The sequence below is a fragment of the Nonomuraea sp. NPDC003709 genome (genome assembly GCF_040610775.1).
GTDB classification, from domain to species: domain Bacteria; phylum Actinomycetota; class Actinomycetes; order Streptosporangiales; family Streptosporangiaceae; genus Nonomuraea; species Nonomuraea angiospora_A.
Window position 1 is genome coordinate 286,177 of the sequence record NZ_JBEXMW010000013.1, and the last position, 18,475, is coordinate 304,651.

The 18,475-nt window shown below is 64.9% G+C and carries 12 protein-coding genes and 3 pseudogenes; 11 read left to right on the forward strand and 4 right to left on the reverse strand.

Annotated elements, in window-relative coordinates:
- Nucleotides 1–48: 48 nt before the first annotated feature.
- The 4 genes from ABZX61_RS35485 (at nt 49) to ABZX61_RS35500 (ending at nt 3,719) form a co-directional block, all read left to right on the forward strand.
- Nucleotides 49–1,329: an IS4 family transposase gene (locus tag ABZX61_RS35485; RefSeq protein ID WP_355200447.1), complete on the forward strand. Its 1,281-nt coding sequence runs from the start codon at nt 49–51 to the stop codon at nt 1,327–1,329.
- 51 nt (nt 1,330–1,380) lie between these two features.
- The gene (locus ABZX61_RS35490) at nt 1,381–2,172 is read left to right on the forward strand and encodes a NucA/NucB deoxyribonuclease domain-containing protein (protein ID WP_355200448.1); all 792 of its coding nucleotides are present in this window, start codon (nt 1,381–1,383) and stop codon (nt 2,170–2,172) included.
- Nucleotides 2,173–2,277: 105 nt separating this feature from the next.
- Complete coding sequence (locus ABZX61_RS35495; protein ID WP_185087774.1) at nt 2,278–2,874, forward strand: SMI1/KNR4 family protein; 597 nt, start codon at nt 2,278–2,280, stop codon at nt 2,872–2,874.
- Nucleotides 2,875–3,302: 428 nt separating this feature from the next.
- Nucleotides 3,303–3,719 (forward strand): hypothetical protein, encoded by a 417-nt coding sequence (locus ABZX61_RS35500; protein WP_355200449.1) that lies wholly within the window; start codon nt 3,303–3,305, stop codon nt 3,717–3,719.
- A 462-nt stretch (nt 3,720–4,181) separates the two neighbouring features.
- On the opposite strand, the gene ABZX61_RS35505 is transcribed toward ABZX61_RS35500, so the two are convergent.
- Nucleotides 4,182–5,519 carry a hypothetical protein gene (locus tag ABZX61_RS35505; protein ID WP_355200451.1) on the reverse strand — a complete coding sequence of 446 codons (1,338 nt, stop codon included), beginning with the start codon at nt 5,517–5,519 and terminating at the stop codon, nt 4,182–4,184.
- A gap of 97 nt (nt 5,520–5,616) precedes the next feature.
- On the opposite strand from ABZX61_RS35505, the gene ABZX61_RS35510 reads away from it, so the two are divergent.
- Both ABZX61_RS35510 and ABZX61_RS35515 read left to right on the forward strand, forming a co-directional pair.
- On the forward strand, nt 5,617–6,606 hold the full coding sequence (locus ABZX61_RS35510) for a hypothetical protein (protein WP_355200453.1): 990 nt from the start codon (nt 5,617–5,619) through the stop codon (nt 6,604–6,606).
- 1,094 nt (nt 6,607–7,700) lie between these two features.
- A pseudogene (locus ABZX61_RS35515) lies at nt 7,701–7,862 on the forward strand (IS5/IS1182 family transposase); the annotation flags it as partial.
- 39 nt (nt 7,863–7,901) lie between these two features.
- Here the strand turns inward: ABZX61_RS35515 and ABZX61_RS35520 are convergent.
- A pseudogene (locus tag ABZX61_RS35520) lies at nt 7,902–8,038 on the reverse strand (IS3 family transposase); the annotation flags it as partial.
- 84 nt (nt 8,039–8,122) lie between these two features.
- Here ABZX61_RS35520 and ABZX61_RS35525 point away from each other — a divergent pair.
- The 3 genes and pseudogenes from ABZX61_RS35525 to ABZX61_RS35535 form a co-directional block, all read left to right on the forward strand.
- Nucleotides 8,123–8,644, forward strand: a pseudogene (locus tag ABZX61_RS35525) (transposase); the annotation flags it as partial.
- Nucleotides 8,645–9,624: 980 nt separating this feature from the next.
- The gene (locus ABZX61_RS35530; RefSeq protein WP_355200454.1) at nt 9,625–14,892 is read left to right on the forward strand and encodes a LamG-like jellyroll fold domain-containing protein; all 5,268 of its coding nucleotides are present in this window, start codon (nt 9,625–9,627) and stop codon (nt 14,890–14,892) included.
- 102 nt (nt 14,893–14,994) lie between these two features.
- Nucleotides 14,995–15,636 carry a DUF6461 domain-containing protein gene (locus ABZX61_RS35535; RefSeq protein ID WP_355200456.1) on the forward strand — a complete coding sequence of 214 codons (642 nt, stop codon included), beginning with the start codon at nt 14,995–14,997 and terminating at the stop codon, nt 15,634–15,636.
- On the opposite strand, the gene ABZX61_RS35540 is transcribed toward ABZX61_RS35535, so the two are convergent.
- Complete coding sequence (locus ABZX61_RS35540; protein WP_355200458.1) at nt 15,637–16,017, reverse strand: hypothetical protein; 381 nt, start codon at nt 16,015–16,017, stop codon at nt 15,637–15,639. It lies immediately after the preceding gene.
- A gap of 107 nt (nt 16,018–16,124) precedes the next feature.
- On the opposite strand from ABZX61_RS35540, the gene ABZX61_RS35545 reads away from it, so the two are divergent.
- Entirely contained in the window at nt 16,125–16,346 is a 222-nt protein-coding gene (locus ABZX61_RS35545) for a hypothetical protein (protein WP_355200460.1), read from the forward strand.
- Between the two features lie 93 nt (nt 16,347–16,439).
- Here the strand turns inward: ABZX61_RS35545 and ABZX61_RS35550 are convergent, their stop codons facing one another.
- A complete protein-coding gene (locus tag ABZX61_RS35550) occupies nt 16,440–17,288 on the reverse strand; it encodes an IS5 family transposase (protein WP_355200462.1) in 849 nt (282 codons plus the stop codon).
- Nucleotides 17,289–17,659: 371 nt separating this feature from the next.
- Here ABZX61_RS35550 and ABZX61_RS35555 point away from each other — a divergent pair, with 371 nt between their 5' ends.
- On the forward strand, nt 17,660–18,199 hold the full coding sequence (locus tag ABZX61_RS35555) for an RDD family protein (RefSeq protein ID WP_355200464.1): 540 nt from the start codon (nt 17,660–17,662) through the stop codon (nt 18,197–18,199).
- Nucleotides 18,200–18,475 lie beyond the last annotated feature (276 nt).

Sequence of the window (18,475 nt, forward strand, 5' to 3'; positions counted from 1 at the left end):
GCCTCCCCAATGCCGTTTAGTCAGCGATCTTGCTGGTAGCGTCGCTTGGTGATCTTGAGTGGTGTGTTGGGCGGTCCGGGTCGGTTGACGGATCTGGTGGCGGTCGGCGCGTTGACAGCGCTGATCCCCCGCCAGGTCCTGGACGGGGCCATTGCCACACACGAGTGCCGGGAGCGTCGGGTTCGCAAGCTGCCCGCGCACATGGTCGTCTATCTCCTGATCGCATTGTGTCTGTTTCCTGACGATGACTACGAGGAGCTCGCCGAGAAGCTGACCGGGATGCTCGCGTTCGTGCCGGGCTCGCGGTGGGAGCCGCCGACGCGAGGGGCGGTGACTCAGGCCAGGCAGCGCTTGGGCGCCGAGCCGGTCAAGGAGGTGTTCGAGCGTGTGGCCCGCCCCGCCGCCTCCGCGACGACGGCGGGTGCGTGGCTCGGCCGTCGGCGGCTGATGGCGATCGACGGATTCGTGCTCGACCTGCCCGATACTCCGGCGAACCCCGAAGAATTCCCCAAGGACAGCGCGGGCGGGTATGAGACCGCATTTGCGCAGGCCCGGGTCGTGGCCATCAGCGAGTGCGCCAGTCACGCAATCGTCGCGGCGGACGTGTCGGGCTGCTGGGACGGTGAACAGACCTTGGCCTACTCCCTGTACGAGCGGCTGGAGGAGGACATGCTGCTGCTCGCCGATCGCGGCTTCTACAGCTTCTACGCCTGGGGTCAGGCCCGCCGTAGCGGCGCCCAGTTGCTGTGGCGGGTGCAGGCCGGGCTCCGCCCGGACTGGCTGCGCGACCTGGAGGACGGATCCTGGCTCGCGGTCATCACCAACCCCGTGGTCGGCCTGCACAAGTCGCAGAAGGCCCGGCTGCGTGAAGACGCCCGCCAGGGCCGGCCCCTCGACCCCGACCGAGCGGTGATCGTTCGGGTGGTCGACTACACCGTGCCCGACCGTAAAGGCGACCACATCCGGCTGATTACCAGCATCCTCGATCCGGCCGAGGCCACTGCTGAGGATCTGGCCCATTGCTACCATGATCGCTGGGAAGCGGAAACCGGCATCGACCAGCTGAAGACGCACCTGCGCGGGCCAGGCCGGATTCTACGGTCCCGCACTCCCGACCTGGTGCGCCAGGAGATCTGGGCCTATCTCCTCATCCATTGGGCCGCGGCCACCCTGATCTGCGTCGCGGCCACCACCGCAGGGACGGACTGCAAGGTGCGAAGTGGCACCGACCAGACCAAGGACGTCTCCGAGTGGTATGCGAAGCCCGACTCCCAGTACATCGTTCGGGCGATGCCGCCTGACGATCCGACGAAGAACAACTGGTGCTAGATCGAGCCGCAGGTCGAAATCTTCGACGATCCTGAGCGGCCGGACGTCCCGATGAGGTTCTATTTGTGGAGTCAGATCGTTAAGGACGAAAACGGCGACGACCGTCGTGTGCGCCGGAAGGGCGATACCATCAACGCCCAGAACGGAGATCAGGCCGCGGTGCCGCTATTCCGCTGCGACTGGAAGAAGTTCGGATTCCAGAAGGCGGACATCCATATCGGCGGATGCATCAACCACTACGCCAGTCGCGTCTTCGCGATGTCGAAGAAGCGAGATACTCTGTTCCCTGAAGTAATTGAGCACATCGAGACGGCGCTGAATCCAGAGACGAACGCCACCACATTCCCGTACCTGAGGGATGGGCACGACTGGAGCCAGCCCGGGTACCCGCCCACGCGAAACAAACTCGGAAACGAACGTCCCAAGAACATCGCCGGAAACTGGGCCGATCCGAATAGCGAGCCCCTGGCACGCAACCCCGATAAGACAATGAACACAGCGAACCGGAAGTATTTTAGTGATCTAGAGCTACATTTGGATTCCGGAACCACAAGTCAGCAGATCTGGCCAAAGGGGGTCGGCACCAACTACTGCAAGTACTACATGCCGGAGAAACACGGAGAGCCATATTACAACGGCGGCCCGCCTCGAGGCCTAACCAATTCCTGCGACGAATATCCGTTCGCCAGTACCATCCAAGGTGCCTTGCACGCGAAGGGGCGTTTCTCGGTACGCGCCGTGGATCACCAGCAGAATATCGACCATGGTCATGTGCTGCGATCCTTCTTCTCACACTACCGCGTCGGCGGCGACAACGAATTCTGGGGGCTGATCCAGCCCTAATCGTGTAGTCAGTCCGATCCATCCGAGGGAGGGCCCTGTGGCCCTCCCTCACCCCTTCGGCCGCTTGCGGCAGTATCTATCCCAGCTCGCCGTAGAATGCGCTCCATGAACGGCCCCAACACCCCCCGGTACGCATGGGCTGAACGCCTCCAGGTCGTGAGTGGCACAGACCACGATCTCCACAACGGTAGGGGATCTTCGCCGCACCCAACCGGATGGCTGGGAGCGGCTCCCGTCAGTGAAGCCGAGCTCCTCCGTCAGGAAGAGCGCCTCGGCCGCCGCTTGCCACCGAGCTACCGAGAGTTCCTCCAGGTAAGCAACGGCTGGGACGTGAACTCCTTTACCAGTGTGCACCTTCTCCCCATCGCCGAGGTCGGGTGGACGCGCGACGTGGATCCGCACCTCGCGAACACATGGGGTCCCTCGCCTGACTCCCCGATCCCGGAACTGCCCGCCGACTATTTCTTCGACTACGACGCACCTCAGGATCGGGATTTCTTTGAGGTGGGAGACTTTCTGCCGCACACGTTGTGCATTTCCGAGAACGTCGAGGGTAGTGTTTATCTGCTCAACCCGTACATTGTCACCTCGAACGATGAATGGGAAGCGTGGTACTTTGACTCCTTGTACGAGCTCGATGCCACCCGCTTCCGGTCGTTCTGGCACTTGATGGAGCACTTCTTCCGCGATAACGGATTTTGATTCAGTGCGTTATCCCGGCCCGCGAGTGCTCGCAAAGAACCGGGACGCATGGACGTTCCTGGCTAGTACGGCAGCCGCCATTCGTTAGCTGAGCTGGATATATGCGGTGGTCAGGCGGGCTCGGTGATGGAACCAGCGGGCACGTGCTTGATGGCGGCGTCGCCAGGCTGACCACTGAGCAGTCTGTTCCAGGGTCGGTGTGTGGTCGGTGACGGCGTTGAACAGGCGCTTGACCTCTGCGACCGTTAGCCTCGATTCGTCAGAGGGTTGTTCAGGTTCATGGAGTCCGCGGCCTTGCCCGTAATATCCCCGGTGCGGTTGGGGCGGGCCGTCGCATGTCGCTGCGGGGGCGCCGGGTTCCAGTCCGCGAGGAACAGGGACCGGGCCTGGCCGCGCTTGGTGGCCGGCGGCTGACGGGGTTCGCGCTCGTGCGTTTCGTCGAGGACGGAGACTGGTTCGCTGACTGCCCCGTCGTCTTGCACTTCGACGGCATCCAGGTGGAGATCTGCCACTGGAAGTTCGATGAGCTGTCGATCGGCTGGAACACCATCGACACGACGGCCGCGATCAGCGGCTGGGAGTACGTCGAGCAGACGCCAGCGTGGTCCGACGCCGACGAGCGCCTTGAGCCGTTCGTCGGCCAGGAACTCCGCGAAGTCGCTCTGCTTGAGTGGCGGCCATCATCACGTCATGACATGGCGGACGGCACCCTCGCTCTGGGGTTCATCTTCGATACCGGTCGTTTCCACATCGCCAACGCTCTTGATGAGAACAGCATCGAGGTCGGCGAAGCCCATCCAGAGTTCGTGCGACACCGGCTGGACTGGCGCACGCAGCTTGACTAGAACGGCATCCGGTTAATCTCCGTGATCGGTAACAGGGTCGCCTGACCCGGTGCTGATCCGCGAGGACGTAGGCCAGCGGCGTGGGTATGCCAGCGAACTGACCGAGCAACCCGTCGAAGGCGCCCATGCTGTCGTCGACTGCGGGGCCAGCCTCGCCCTGCCGCTGCACCGGCCGTGAGGCCAGCCGGGCATGGCGGAGAAGCGCTCATCGGATCCGTCCGACGGAACGCCCCGTACGTCTCCCACAGCCCCATACCGCGTCCAGCCGGGCCCAGTTCGCGCACATGTCAGTCCGGGCCGTCCCAACTCAGCACGGGACGGTAATCTCACCTGCCGGCGGAGAAGCCGGGGGAAAGCCGCCCATCAGCAGCACATCGTATCGGCCCGATCACGGGAAGCTGATCTTTCTGGCCTTGCCTGAAGCCAGGCAAGGCGTTCAGGGACAGCAATAGCGTTCAGGGGTCAGAACGGACATTCGTCATAGCGTTCCTCAGCGGCGCTGGGCACGATGGCGGGGGTGGATCGCGGTCGGCGGCAGAGAGCGACAGCCTCATCTACGCGGCCCTGCTCGATCAGCAGCCCGGCCACGTGCGAACGACTGCGGCCGGACTCTATGAGCACGGCGATCGCTTCATCGTTTCGCCCTGCCTTTTCCAGCAACCGGGCGAGAGAATCGGCGCGAAGCCCGAACGTCTCTTCAGCGAAGGCCGACGCCTCGGCGAGAGCCTCGTCGATACGTCCGGATTCGGCCAGCAGCATCAACCGCTGATGGCCTAAGAAGGCTTGCAGGTCCTCATCGCCTTCATGGTGCCGGGCCAACTCGGCGACCAGATCGAGGGCCTCTCCGACGAGGCCGTTGTTGACCAAAACGTCCACCACTTCCGTCAGCAGACACCCGCACTCCCGGTCCTCCATCTCCGGACGAGCCGCCGCGACGATCTCGTCCACCCGGCCACTCTCTACGAGCAGACGCACCAGGCTATACACGACGTTCGAAGAGCGCTTCGCGGGCGTGCTGCGCAGGATCGCAATGCCCTCGTCGATCCTCCCAAGTGCCGCCAGCCGTTCAGCCAGAGAACAAGCGGCGTACCCGCCATCAGATCCGGCGTCGAGCTCACGAAGCTCCTCCAGCCGATCATGGCGGGCCAGCATCGCGGTGAACTCCTCGACCTCGTTCACGAAACCGTACCCACCGGCCTCGTTGCTACGTCGCAGCAGATCGAGGGCCTCGTCCACCCGTCCTTGCCGTTCCAGCACCCGACCCATCATGATCACAGCGTTCCACGGTTCACCGGCGCTCATCTTGTCCTCGGCCGCCGGTCGCAGCAACTCGGCCACTTCCTCGTCGCGACCGTGTCCCTCAGTGGCCTCGGCCAGCGCCTGGAGCAGGAACCAGTCGTCCAGGCGAGAACGCAGCACCTCGATCGCCTCAGCCACCCGCCCAAGCCGGGCCAGCAATCTGGCCAACGCGTCCCAGGCGAGGCGCTCACCACCTTCGGCCTGCGCCCGTACCAACCCGATGGCTTCGTCCACGCGGCCTTGGCGCCCCAGCAGATCAGCAGCGGCCTTGACGGCGTACCACCAGCCGGTCTCGGCATACGGCGCGACGACCTCCCAGGCAGACTCCCAGTCCTGCCTGGCGGCCAGTTCCTTCACCGCGCCGGCGGCGCAGGACCACTCACCCGAGCGGGCGGTCGCCACCACCGTGTCGAGGTGTCCGTGCTCGATCAAGCGGTCCACGATGTCCGGCGTCACCCCTTCGTACAGACGCCATTGCCGATCGAGATCATCAGCGTTCATGAACCTGAACTCTAAGGCGAGATTTATGCCACCATGATCGCATCGTTCCGGCAAGGGAGGCTGCTTGGTCGTTTTCGCCTGCGCAGGATGCGGCGCGATGATCACCACGCGAGTGGCGCGGGTGGCGCTTCCCGACCACGCTGGCCAGAAGTACGGCCATGTCCTCCTCTCCGGTCTTCTGGAGCCAGGAACATACGCGGTGGACACTGGAGACGGCCGGCCTTGGCAACCATTGCAGCCCGAGCCGGAAGAGCATGGCGTCCGCCTACAGACGTACTGCATCACAGGGCCCCCGAACAGGATCGGAATCGCGCCGGGCGACGTCCGCGAAACCACCTTCATCCCGAAGCGGTTAGGCGGCTGCTGTTGCGGCTGGGACGGCCAGTACGGTCCCAACCTCGCGTGCGCGGAGTGCGGCAGTCCGGTGGCGACCCGTGTCGACGACTGCGGGTTCTGGCAGGTGGTGTGGCTGGAACCGGACTCCGTGCGCCCCGTCGCCGTCGCTGGCCCCGTCCAGCGGGTGATGGACTGGGAGGAACTGCCGAGCACACCGCCCGTTGATCCACGCGGTTTCTGGAGCCCACAGTGGGAGGCCGCGGTCGCGGTGTCACTGGCGCACCTGCTGGTGGTCTCGGGTGGTAAGCGGGTGTCTGTCCCTGATGGGCCTGTCGCAGAGGCGTTTCGCCGAGCGATCGACAGTCTGCTCCCTCCGGGGCCACCGGAACGACACCTCGTCCTGGCCGGGCCGGGCCTGTCCGCCGCGATCACGGACATCGCCCTGGTGCCACGGCATCCGCAGACCGGTGAGGTGTGGCCGTGCGAGGCAGATGTGGTGGTGCCGCTGGCCGCGGACGTGTGGACGTACATGGCCTTCAACGATGATCGGCGGCTCGTGCCGGCGGCGTACGGGATGCCTGCGGACGTTCGCCGTGATGATCCGCCCCCGCTGCTGCCGCACACTCTTTTCCATCCTGATGGGCGGGTATTTCTCAGCGCGCTAGAGCGGCTGGCGGCGGTTCGGCAGCCGTGGTTGCGTCGCATCTATGACCGGGTGAAAGACCACCCGTACATGGACCCGTTCTCATAGATGTCAGGCTTCGAACCCGGGCGCATGCGCCGCGAGAAGAGCACACGGCAGCCAACCGAGTCGTATTCTTCGCGCAAGAACTCTTTGTCGACTGAACGCGTGGCGAATCAGCGATCCAGCGCTTCGATGAGAGCGAGAGATCGCTTCTACCAGGCCGCGCGTCAATCTCATCAGGGGTGGCGGGCTCCAGATCCCTCGTTCTCCAGGCCGTCACGTCGTGATGTTGAATCGGGAAGGGGTACGGGGTGCCGATGCTTCGCTGCGGCACCCCGTCCCCACGCGCGCGTTAGAGGTCGTCCATCTGCCGAGACCTTTTATAGGCGTTCAGGTGCGACTCGCAGCTGGACCAGCGTCGGCCGATACTGTCAACTACGGTGTACTTGATGTCCTCGGTGCAAGGGTCGTTGGATCCGTTCCCTCCCCATGTGCACCGGTCTCGGCTGGTCCGACCCGGGGGGAAGTCGTTCGGGTCCCAGGGCTTGATGTCCTCGATCTCCATGAGATGCCCTTTGCGGCTTGTGACGAGCGACTGGAGTCAACGGTGGCTTTCAGCCGACGGCGAGATCCTCCCCCGATACGTGCTGATGCGCCCATCCTCTCTCATGGGCGTAGGGATCTGAACCAGCCTGGGCTGGATAAAGAAGAGACCTCCTCGTAGCCCCGTTGCGGCTCCCCCCGAAGAGACGTCGTCACCGAATCTGCGCCCACACGCCAAACACGGCGTGCATGCCTGGCCCAACGAAGAGCCCGTCTAGCCAATCCGTTCCAGTACCAACACGGTGAGAGCCTGCACGTCAGGGCGAAGAACCACACGCGGACCAACCTGCGGCAGGCGCTGAAGAGCCACGTCGGGAGCGAGCCTATAGATGCTCGAACCCGTGTCCTCTATCCCATAGATGCCTCTCACGATCACACATGACCTAGCGAACCTGCCCGCATAAATCCGTCAGGAGGGTGGGCCATATTGAACATTGAGCTCTTTCCATCATGAAGGCGCTGGTCAGGATGGGTCTGCGGAAAGCAGTGGCGGATGAGAGGAGGCTCCCGATAAGACAGCAGTCGACCAAGATCCGATGCCCCAACCGGGAGCCTCGTTGCCGTCTTACCGTGCCTCGATTCCACTGTCCAACGACACCCTGATTCGCCTGGCCGAACTCATCCGCACCCGGCACGCCGAACGCCGCTCCCGGTGCCGGATGTTAGACCCAGCGCAGCAGGCGCTACTGGTCCTGGCCCATTTGCGCAATGGCGACACCGGGCCTTCCCCCACGGAAGTGGACACGCGTTGGGGTGTGTCATGCAGCCAATGTCAGGCTACTTGATCTTTGCTGGCGTAGGTGCTCGTAGGCGACGGGGCTGAGGTGCCCGTTGGCTGATGCCTTCTGCGGGTGTTGTAGCGAGTCAGCCATCGAAAGACCGCGCGGCGGCAGGTGGCGGCGTCGCCGTAGTGGGGTGCGCCTTCGAGCAGCTCAGCGGCCTGCTCCGCCGCGCAGTACGCACCGCCGCAGGCCACAACCCCGAGCCCGGCGCCTGCATCATCGACGCCCAAAGCGTCAAGACCTCCGCCAACGTCCCGGCCACCAGCCAGGGCTACGACGCCGGCAAGAAGATCGCCGGCCGCAAGCGCAGCATCGTCACCGACACCCTCGGCCTGCTGCTCGCCGTGCTGGTCACTGCCACCGGCGTCTCCGACAGCGCCGCAGGCCTGCCGCTCCTGACCCAGGCCGCGGCCGCCCAGCCCACCCTCACCAAGGCCTGGGCCGACAGCGCCTACCGCACCACCGTCATCGACGGCGCCGCCAGCCTCGGCATCGACGTCGAAGTCGTCACGCGCAACCCCGCCACCAGGGGGTTCACCCCACTACCACGCCGATGGGTGGCCGAGCGAACCTTCGGCTGGCTGATGCTCCACCGCCGCCTCACTCGCGACTACGAAGCACGCCCCGACCGCTCCGAAGTCGTGATCCACATCGCCATGATCGACCTCATGGTCCGCCGCCCGACCGGCGAGAACACCCCCACATGGCGCGGCACCTGAACCCGGGACCAAACAGGATTAAAGGCCCACTAAGTAACGGCAGCTTAAGTCCCATTTATAACTACTTGGTCACTTCCGTTTTTCCGCACCGATCGCCAAATTGCCAAGACCGTCCAATTGAATGGCCTTGGTCGTCATATCGATGGATAGCGTCACCCAACGTGACGATCTCTTCAGTTGTAGATCAGTAGGTCTGTGGGAGTTCATGGATCTCGGGCGCGGGTAAACGACCGCGCATGCAGGCGCCTTTGCCGGATATCCCGCCGACCGTCACGGATCGGGAACGCGCGGGATGAACGGGCCGATCAGTTAGAGGATCCGTTGCCGGAGGTGGGGCAGATCTTCTCGCGTGCGGATTCACGGCGCCGGGCCGCGGGTGTGCGTGGCCTGCTGGCGCCGCCGTCGTGCAGAACAGTTGGCAACTGGCTGAGCATGTAGGCGACGCGGGTCTGCACGTCAGCAACACCTTCTGTCCCGGGTGCGTTGGGATGCCGATGAGCTGCGTGATTTCACGCGCCGCTACTCTACGTGGTCGAGGGCGTGAATGATCAGGGTGCCGGGCTGAGCTTGGCGGAGCGGGCGTGCTGGTGGTCGATGAGGCGGGGCTCGCGAACAAGGACCGCGCTTCGGCCAGGGTCTCTCGCCAGTTCGCCGGCTCGCTGAGCGGGTTTCCCGTGCCAGGTGGGGCGTGATGGCGGTCTGGGCCACCGGCGCGTGGCCAGGTGTTCATGGCAGTTCGGCCGTGAGCAAATCATGGTCGAGCCAGTGAGTGGATCACGTTTGGCGATCACGGAGTATCTCGTTCCCGTTACTGAAAACGATCTTTACGTTTAGTTCTGCCTTATGTGATGATCAGGGCCGTTTTGCCATATCCGTTCGAAAGGTTGTGAGTGAACACACGCCGATTAGCGTCCGGCTTATCTGTTCGGACGCGCCGCCGCGCTGCCCTGATCGCGACTCTAACAATGCCGCTCTCGCTCATGAGCGCGCCCGCGATCGCCCAGGGCCCCACGCCACCCCCCACCCCGGGCTCCGCATCGACACCACCACCAGGCGCCACCTCGGATCCCGCCCTCAAGACCGCCTGGGACAAGGCCGCCAAGTCCGGCAAACCGGTCGAGGTCCCCGCCCACTTCACCGAGACCATGAAGGTCTGGGCCAACCCCGATGGCAAGGACCTGCGCGCCGAGGTGCACACCCGGCCCGTGCAGCTGAAGAACTCGGCCAGCGGCGCCTGGGAACCCATCGACCCCACCATCGTCACCCGCGACGGCAAGCTCCAGGCCGCCCGCGTCAAGACCCCGCTGACCTTCGGCCCACGCGGCACCAAGCAGCTGGTGACCGCGGACGGCACGCACGGCAAGACTGGCCTGGGCGTGACCCGCGCGCTGCCGGAACCCAAGATCTCCGGCAACGCGGTCACCTACCCCGACGCCGTTGCCCCCGGCGCCGACCTGGTGGTGCTGGCCCAGGCCGACGGTTTTACCTCCCAGGTGGTCTTCCGGCAGCGGCCGACCGGTCCGGTGACCGTGCGGCTGCCGCTCACCCTGCCCGAAGACACCACGTTCGGTAAGACGCCCCAAGGGCTGCCGCAACTCCAGGACGCCAAGGGCAAGGCCAAGGCCGCCCCGATCGTGCTGACCGCGACGGACGCCAAGGTGGAGGCCTCCCCCGAGCAGGGCAGAACCTCCCCGGTGAAGGCGCGCGTGGAGACCTCCGGCAAGACCTCGGAGCTGGTGTTCTCCCCGGATGAGAAGTTCCTGGCCGACCCGGCGGTGACCTACCCGGTGACGATCGCCGCCGCCTCCGAATGGTTCGGCGGCGGTGCTCCCGCCGACGGCTGGGTCAGCAGGAACGACCCGTACAACAACAACGCCGCGGCCGGGTACCTTCGCGCGGGCACCACCTCCACCAGCGCGGATATCGCCCGCGTGTACATGAAGTTCGACCTCACCGACCCGGTGCTGCAGGGTGCGACCGTCAACGACGCGGACCTGCGGATGTGGAACTACAAGTCCGGCGGGCCCAACGGAGAACTGTGCGGGGACCCGATGGGCGGCTCCGGGATTCGGGCCGCGCGCGTCACCTCCGTATGGACCCTCGACGGCACGTTCGACAGCCTGGACTGGTACAACCAGCCCTCGAGCACGGCCGCCGAGACGGTGAACTGGGCTGGCTACAACTACGACGACCCCAGCGGCAGCTGGTGCGCCAAGGACTGGGAACTCTTCTACGAGGTCACCGCCATGACCCGCGCCTGGATCCAACAAGGCGAGGCCAACCACGGGATCGTGCTGAAGGCCGCCAGCGAGACCGCCGCGATCAACTGGCGCCAGTACTACTCCAGCCAGTTCGGCGGCGGCCAGCCTTACCCGGGCTACCGCCACCCACCCGCCCTCATCATCAAATACACGCCCGCGGTCCAGGAATTTCTCGACATTCCAGCCAATCCTGACGGCAGTCACAGCTCCGCCACCTATCCCGAGGCCCTGGCCTCCCTGCAGAACGACATCTTCACGGGCGAGGAGCCGGTGGTTCCGGCCATCTCACGAGCAGAGGCCGAGGCTGAGGCGAAGCAGTCCGACGTGACGTACGGTACGGCGGACACCGACGTCCAGGTCCCGCCATGGACGACAGCGGAAGAGATCGCTGAGGCGAACAAACCCGAGAACCTGCTGCCAGGGGCGCCCGAGCCCACCCCCACGCCGTCCGCGGACTCCACTCCTCCTGCGATCGTCGATCTGAAACCCGCGGCGAACACCAGGGATGTGGGCAACAAGACGGAGATCGTCGTCGCCTTCGACGAAGCCGTGCAGAACGGCTCGATCGTCCTGAAGGACGGCCAAGGCAATGTCGTCCAAGGCCAGCCCAACCTGCCCACGCTGATCGATGATCCGTTCGCGACCTTCGCGCCGGCCCAGCCGTTGGCGCTGTCGACGACGTACACCGTGCTGATCAGCGGTTTCACCGACGCGTCAGGCAATGTCATGGCGCCCTACTCGTACACGTTCACCACCGGTGCCAGTGAGCAGCCCGACCCCACCCTCCCGCCTTTGCCCACTCCCACGGGGCCACCGCCAGGGCAAGCCCCCGGGCTTGTCGGAGCGTGGGGGCTGAACGAAGGCTCAGGGACGACCGTGGCGGACTCCTCCGGGAAGACCAACACCGGTGCAGGTAGCAACACCACCTGGGCCAACGGCAAGTACGGCAAGGCGCTGTCGTTCAACGGCTCCTCCAGCATGGTCACGGTCGCGCACGCCGCGTCGCTGCGCCTGACGACCGGGATGACGCTGTCGGCCTGGGTCAATCCGACCACGGTGACCGGCACCCCGTGGAAGAGTGTGGTGACCAAGGAACTGAGTGCCGGTGGGGCCTCCTACGCCCTGTACGCCGCCAACGGCAGTGCGCTGCCGTCCGGCTGGGTGCAGACCGCTCCTGAGACCCCGACGACGGCGGAGGGGCTCTCACCGTTGCCGGTGAACACCTGGAGCCACCTGGCGCTCACCTACGACGGCGCCGCGCTGCGGTTGTTCGTCAACGGCCAGCAGATCGACCAGACCCCGCTGAACGGCAGCCTCTACGACGACGGCAGCCCGCTGCGGATCGGCGGCAACGTCATCTGGCGGGAGTACTTCAGCGGCCTGATCGACGAGGTGCGCGTCTACAACCGCGCCCAGACCGCCGCCGAAATTCAGACCGACATGACCACCCCAATCGGGGGAGGCGCCCCGCCGGACACCCAGGCGCCCACCGCGCCCGGCTCGCTCGCCGCGACGGGCGGTCCCCGCAACGCGCAGCTCACCTGGACGGCCTCGACCGACAACGTGGGCGTGGACGGCTACCGGATCCACCGCTCCACGACGCCGGGATTCACCCCGTCGGCCGCGAACCAGGTCGGCTCGTCGCCGACCACCACGTTCGCCGACGCGGGCCTCGCCGCGGGGACGTACTACTACCGGGTCCGCGCCGTCGACGCGGCCGGCAACCTCAGCCCATCCTCGAACGAGGTATCGGCCACCGTCACGGCCCCGCCGACGAACCCGGGCCTGGTGGCCGCCTACGGCATGAACGAAGCCACCGGCACCACTGTGGGGGACTCCTCCGGGCAAAACAACACCGGAGCAGCCCGGGATACCAGCTGGGCGGCCGGTCGGCACGGCGGCGCACTGTCGTTCAACGGCGTGACCAGCTGGGTCACCGTCCCGCACGCCGCCTCGCTGCGGCTGACCAGCACGCTGACGCTGTCGGCCTGGGTACGGCCCGCGACACAGGACAGCCTCTGGCGCAGCGTGCTGATGAAGGAGCACGCCGAGGGCGGCGGCTATGGCCTGTATGCCTCCACCGAACGCTCCGGCCCGGGAGGCTGGCTGCAGACCACCCAGGAGGCCGCCGGCATTGCCAGTCGCACCGCGCTGCCGCTGAATCAGTGGAGCCATCTGGCCTTCACCTACGACGGCGCCGCCGCCAGTGTGTACGTCAACGGCACCCTTGTCGGGCAGGTGCCGATGGCCGGCGAGGTCGTCGACGACGACGGCGCGCTACGCATCGGCGGCAACACCTTCTGGGGCGAGTTCTACAGCGGCCTGATCGACGAGGTACGCGTCTACAACCGCGTCCAGACCGCCAGCGAGATCCAGGCCGACATGAACACCCCCATCGGCGCTGCGGCGGCCGGCGGCACAGCGCGGAAAGTGAGCACGGACGCCGCCTCGAAGCCGGCAGCCGGGATTGGGAAACTCACGGTGTCCGACAGCCGCACCATGGGCGGTACCACCGTCACCTCGACTCTCACTCCGCGCCTGACCACCTGGACGGCTGCTGGGCGTGATGGTAAGGCGAAGGTGGAAGTGGAGATCGCCCACCCGCCGACCAAGATCAGCAAGGCCGCCGGCCCGGGCAACCTCGCCAAGATGGACCAGGCGGGCGCAGGTGAACAACTGATCTGGTCAGGCTCGGCCACCGCCACGAACGGCGAATCACGGATAACGGTGCGCGTTCCCAAGGGCAGGCTGGAGGCCGGTTCGGAGGTGCGCTGGCGCTCGCGCGTGACCACGAGGGATGACAGCACCGGCGAATGGTCGTCATGGCAGGCCCTGCGGGTCACGACCGAGGAGTCTCCAGCGAAGCGGAGCACGGCCTCCACGGCAGCCGCCGCCAGCCGCCTGGAGGAATGCCGGGCCCGGGAAAATCCGCGAGATCTGGGCGAGGCGACGAACAGGTATTCGTACTGCTGGTACCAGTACCGCGACTACACGACGTTCAACGGGCAGACCCATCGGTCCGTAGGGTACATACGCTACCGGGTGACCGTCCTGGGCACGCTCAATCCGAACAGCCGCACCTTTAAGTACGAAGCGTACATAGATGACCTCACCCCATGGGGGCAGGCCTTTGGATGGAACGACGAACTCAGGATCGGCTTTTCCATTTCGAACGAGGAACTCCGTCCGGATGGCACGTCCAACTGCAACCCGGATCCCAGCAACATCCACCGGACGGCCACTTTCAGTCAGTGGAAGGGGTACGACGACCACGTGGTGGTTGAAGCCACGTTCACCTCGCCCTACAACACGAAAAAGACCAAGGCCAGCGAACAACGCAATTACTGTCAGGTGCGGGTCTGGGGATACAATCCTCAAGCACTCAAGAATCCCCGGATCACCTATCGCATGAAATCCAACCTGCGCTGCGACAGTGCGATGTACCTGACGAATTCCGGGTGCGTGTACTACTGGTCCATCCCGCATATGGCCATCAGGCCCTCGACAACCTATCCGCAACAGGTGAATCACCTTGCGTACGCCATCTGGTACCCAGACGGTACTGATCCGCAAACCGACCACCGCGGAAGGTCACTCTTACCTAAGGACATCCCCGGCGGAGACTTGCATGACCGCATCACGCGAACCGGTGACGAGAATCGTAATGCGCGCAACCGAGGACGGTCGGTGCGGACATGCGTGCGAATTCACGGAAGCGGATACGCCGCTGCCTACGCCAGATCGCACCCAGCACCAAATGGCGCACCTGGCAACCCCGGCAACTGTGATGAGTTTCCCTTCGCATCGGTCAGGGAAGGCTCCACCGCCCGCGACCCCAGTACGAACAAATTCCTCGACAACTACTCCGTGGCGGTAATCGACGGACCACAGAATACGAACTGGGGGACCCAGGTCCTGAACACATGGTACAATAACGAGCGCATAATCGACGGCGACGAATTCTGGATTAAATTGACGGGCTGGTAATAATCGCTGTCATAGCTTCAAGCGCCGAAGGTCTCAGGGGCAGCCCTCTGAGGCCTTCGGCCATCACTCCCAGCCTCTCAGACTCAGTCGAATCGGGAACGCATGAACATGCCCGCTCCAAATCCTGCCGACCATGCTTGGCTGACAGGCGATGACTTCCCCCATTGGACGACCGGGTTCTGCGTCACCTTGCTCCCGAACAAGTCGCCCGACTGGGTGGAAGACATCCTGCGCACGTTCCTGGGTGCCATACCGGCCCTCGACACGACACAGCCGTACATCGCCCACATACACGCCGCCGGCAGCGGGTCGATCATGTTCGAGAATGGCGGGTTCGGCGGCATGATGCTTGAGGTGATCCGCCGCCTTTCCCAGGACACAAAGGCCGTCGTGGTGCTACGTGACTTCCTGGGCAACGCTGCGTTCGCCTATGCCATGGACGGCGAGATAATCACCGCATTCGATATCTATTTCCCGGGCGACCGCCGGGGGCGGTCTCCCGACGCACTCAATGACCAACTGTCGGCAGTCGGCCTGCTACCGGCATACGAGTACGTGTTCGATGAGGACGTGGAAGAGGAGGACGAACCGGAGCGAGACCTGAAGGCCGAGGCGATCCGAGCATTGGCGGTGGCTACCGCTGTGACCGGAGTACGGTTCGACAAGAGCCACTTGAATGCCGCCCCTCACGCGGTCTCGCTAGCACACCTCTACGAGAGCGACATCGCCCGACGCTTTGCCTGATTAGGTCACAGGTCGAGCGGCGTGGATCCTGCGGGTCACGATGTCAGGTGGGCCGGGCGTCCCCTTCGGCGCCGACCACGGCCATCCGCGTCGGCCCGGCAGGACCTGTCTCGGCCACAAAGCCCTGATCAAGCACGACAGCTGATGCCCGTAGCGGGCCGGTGCCCGGCACTCGAAGTCACGACCCGAGCTGGGCGCGGACGCGGGCGGTCTCCATGTGGCGGTGGTGCGGTTCGTACAGAGCGAGTGCCGCTGCCAGGCCGTCTCGGCCGCCGTCCGGTCGCCGAAGGCGTCGTGGGCGTCGCCGAGGCCCACCAGCGTGTCGGCCGCCGCCGCGGCACGGGCCGCCTTCGGCATCGGCGCGGCGTTCCCGCTGCTCATGGGCCACGTCACAGCGCCGCGCCACCGGAGCGGGAGCCGCCCTGGCCCAGGTCAGCAACGAGCTCGGCATCGCCATCGGGCTCACCGTCCTCGGCTCCCTGGGCACCGTGATCTACCGCGTCCGGCTCGGCCTTCCGGACGGCACGACCGCCGCCGGCAGCGTCGTCGGCCTGGCCGGGGTGGCCGTGCTCATCCTGGTGCTCGCCCTCACCAGACACGCCCCTGCCCCAAGCCACTTCGTACCAGCGGAAAGCGGCACAGCAGGTGAGGGGCCGGGAGCAGGCCCTGCGGGCACGTCCTTGAGCCGCTACGGCAGCGAGGACCATTGAACGGCAGGCGCCCCGGGTGGAACGCCCGTGCGGGTGCCGACAAATCAGGTCTCAGAGGGCGTCTGAAGAGCGAAGTTTGTGGTTGATTGCCAGTTATGTGTATCGCCAGGTTGGGGTGGTTTCGCCGGTTATGCGTCGGGTGAGGTTGTCGATGGACGCCAGGCGGATCATGGCCGCGGCATGGTCTGGCCGTGTCTCGTAGTCGCGGGCCAGCCGACGGTGGAGCATGAGCCAGCCCAAGGTGCGCTCAACGACCCAACGACGTTTGACGATGTGGAAGCCGGGCTGATTGGAGCGCCGTGCGACGACCTCGACGTCGATGCCCAGGTGGGCACCGTGTTCGACGGCGGCGTTCTTGAAGCCGGTGTCCACCCAGGCCTTGGTGATCGTGGGATAGGTGCGGCTGGCCTGGGTGAGCAGGGTTTTGCCGATGGCGTTGTCGGACAGGTCGGCAGCGGCGACGGTGATGGCCAGGAGTAGGCCGAGGGTGTCGGTCAGGATGCCCCGTTTGCGGTCGACGATCTTCTTGGCTGCGTCGATGCCTTGGGTGTCGAGTGGGACGTTGGTTGAGGTCTTGACGCTCTGGCTGTCGATGACGCAGGCGCTGGGCTTGGGGTTGCGTCCTTCTCTGGTACGGGCGAGGCCGGTCAGGTCGATGCCTAACTGCTCGAAGATGTCTTCCTTGGCCCAGGCGGAGAAGTAGTAGTACACGGTCGTGCGGGGTGGGAAGTCGTGGGGCAGGTACTTCCAGACGATGCCGGTGCGGTTGACGTAGAGGATGGCGTCGAAGATGTCGCGCAGGCTGGTCGATGGGTCTGCGACGGTGATCCCGGCCTGCGCGCGAGCCTGCATGCGTGCGGCTCGCCAGGCGCTCAGGGTCGGCTCGATTAACGCCCAGCGGGCGTCGGACAGATCCGAGGGGTATGGGCGGCGTGAGGTCATAGTCCTCGTGCTAGCAACTATCGCCGCAGAAGGCTCGCACCAGTCGAGTTGGGCGATTCTTGGGTTTTCCGAGATCGGACGGGCAGGAGGGGTCTCATCAGGCAAAATGCCAGCTTGATGACCCCTGTTTGGAAAGGCTGAACAGGGTGAAAGTCTGCCAATCCCTACATCTCGGGCCAGGCCAATATTGGGACCAACTCTGACAATTCATCACCAGATGCCCGCTAAGAGGATGTTTTGTGAGGGTTTGAGGCTTTGATACCTTTATTTCGGTAGCCGGGTTCACCATCGGCGCTGGGGTGTTGCATCGACCGCTGTGGCGAACGTACCGAACACAGGTGGAATCATTGTGCTGGTCGAGGAGGCAGCGTGTGCTGAACGAGTTGAGGAAGACTCAGGCTGGTCGGGCGGCGTTACGCCCCAGACTGGTGGCGGTTGGCTGGGACTATCTGGTGATCGTCGCCTGGCTGGCCCTGCTGGCTGTGGTGTTCGTCCCGCTGTACCTCGCGGGAGTACGGCCGTTCGATGGGCTCGGCATGGTGAGCATTGATCTGCTGATCACTGTGCTGAGCGTGCTGCCTGCCGGAGCGTATCTGACCATCGGCGAGGCAGGGCGGCACCATGCCACGTGGGGCAAGCGACGAGCAGGGCTTGTTGTGGCCACCACGAGGGGGGAGTGGCCCGGTGCGGTACGGATCGTAGTACGCAATCTCGTGAAGTTGCTCCCGTGGCAGTGCGCTCATATGGCGGTGTCTCGGCTGGCAGGCGGCCACGAAGTAATCATCGCCATGCCCCTTCTGGTTGCCGCGTACGCTTTGGCCGGGGTCTCGATCGCGCTACTGCTGGTGCGCCGTGACAGGGCTGCTTTGCACGACGTAGTGGTGGCCACTCGAGTCGTACAGTCACCGTAGTCCTCCGAGTCACGTGCCAGTGCTGAGGACTATTGATCGAAAATCCCTATCGAAACACGGGCATCAAAGCCTCAAACCCTCACAAAAACGCCCTCCTGCGGCTGTGGCGTAGGAACAGGGGGATGTATTCGTCGTAGAAGGCGCCGAGGACTTTCTTTGGTCATGCGGACCAGCCCGCGTGAGTCTTTCGCCCTGCCGGGGTCGGTCGGCGTTCTGCGCGCGCAACTTGGCGCCTACTAATTCTTCCCATCTGGTCGGCGCCCTCCTGATCCATAT

What these genes read in the sequence shown, in the direction of transcription:
- ABZX61_RS35540 (WP_355200458.1), bottom strand. Translation starts at nt 16,017, where the DNA reads ATGAGCAGCGGGAACGCCGCGCCGATGCCGAAGGCGGCCCGTGCCGCG.
- ABZX61_RS35550 (WP_355200462.1), bottom strand. Translation starts at nt 17,288, where the DNA reads ATGACCTCACGCCGCCCATACCCCTCGGATCTGTCCGACGCCCGCTGG.
- ABZX61_RS35505 (WP_355200451.1), bottom strand. Translation starts at nt 5,519, where the DNA reads ATGAACGCTGATGATCTCGATCGGCAATGGCGTCTGTACGAAGGGGTG.
- ABZX61_RS35535 (WP_355200456.1), top strand. Translation starts at nt 14,995, where the DNA reads ATGAACATGCCCGCTCCAAATCCTGCCGACCATGCTTGGCTGACAGGC.
- ABZX61_RS35510 (WP_355200453.1), top strand. Translation starts at nt 5,617, where the DNA reads ATGATCACCACGCGAGTGGCGCGGGTGGCGCTTCCCGACCACGCTGGC.
- ABZX61_RS35530 (WP_355200454.1), top strand. Translation starts at nt 9,625, where the DNA reads ATGAGCGCGCCCGCGATCGCCCAGGGCCCCACGCCACCCCCCACCCCG.
- ABZX61_RS35490 (WP_355200448.1), top strand. Translation starts at nt 1,381, where the DNA reads ATGAGGTTCTATTTGTGGAGTCAGATCGTTAAGGACGAAAACGGCGAC.
- ABZX61_RS35495 (WP_185087774.1), top strand. Translation starts at nt 2,278, where the DNA reads ATGAACGGCCCCAACACCCCCCGGTACGCATGGGCTGAACGCCTCCAG.